Genomic DNA, 959 nt, shown 5'->3' with positions numbered 1-959 from the left:
GTAATGCACAGTGGAAGGCCGATACCATTATGGTCGATCCACTTCCTGAGCCAACCCCAGATCCAGATCCACAACCACAACCTATAGATCCAATGGATCCAGTTGACCCTGAGCCCCCAGTTCAACCTGAACAGCCGACACCTGAAAGAGGGGACATAACACAAGAATCTGTTGAGTCACACGATCCCATTCTGTCGAGTCAAGAGTCCTCTGCTTCAGGGAGAACTCCAGCGAAACTACCCCATACAGGGGATCAACCTTTCCCTACGGGGTTAGCTGTCGGTTTAGGCAGCGTATTTCTGTATCTGGGAATTCGACGATTATTGAAATAAACACAAAAGAGAGCCCTCTTCGGGCTCTTTTTTATGTGGGATACGTGAGGGGAGAAGAGGGAGACCCTTTAACCAAAAAGCTCTTCCCTGATAAAAGTATACGAAATTTGTCAGATCGTGTGTTCCTTGTTATTCTCAAAACAAGAACAATTGTTCTTTTCATGGCCGTGAGAAATAAAAACGAAAAGAGGAATTGAAACGATGAGTATTCAAGTCGAATTAGATTTACACCCCAATGCACAATATTTAGAAAGTGAAGCCAAGGAAAACACACGGAAATGGAATGAAGCAATTGCGGCACTTTCTGTGAATCGAACGGAAGAGGCAATTCTTTCACTTGAGGCGGATGATTATTACTTTTCAGGCCCGATCCATGTGACTTCGAATCTAACCATCCAAACGGGTGATGGAGACCCAAGTCAACCTAAAGCCGAACTGCACTTTGCACGTGTACCAGGAGAAAATACAGGGAAAGGGGATGCCGATCAATCAGCGGGGCTTCAAGTCCCGAACTTAGTACTTGGAGATCTTACGGGCAAAGTGCCAGAAGAAGATTGGTTGGAAAACCTAACGATTCGTTCGCTTGAAATGGATTTTGTTACTCCTCAAACAGATGCTGTAGATAGT

1 protein-coding gene and 1 pseudogene are annotated in these 959 nt (G+C 45.0%); both read left to right on the top strand.

Annotated features, from left to right (window positions below):
- Window positions 1-332 (top strand): annotated as a pseudogene (locus MFLO_RS16090) (hypothetical protein); the annotation flags it as partial.
- A gap of 201 nt (window positions 333-533) precedes the next feature.
- On the top strand, window positions 534-959 hold a 426-nt coding region (locus tag MFLO_RS14290; protein WP_036098739.1), incomplete at its 3' end, for a hypothetical protein.

Origin of the sequence: Listeria floridensis FSL S10-1187 (assembly GCF_000525875.1) — a bacterium.
Classification (GTDB): domain Bacteria; phylum Bacillota; class Bacilli; order Lactobacillales; family Listeriaceae; genus Listeria; species Listeria floridensis.
Note: the sequence above shows the minus strand (reverse complement) of the source record. Positions and strands in the feature narration are given on the sequence as shown.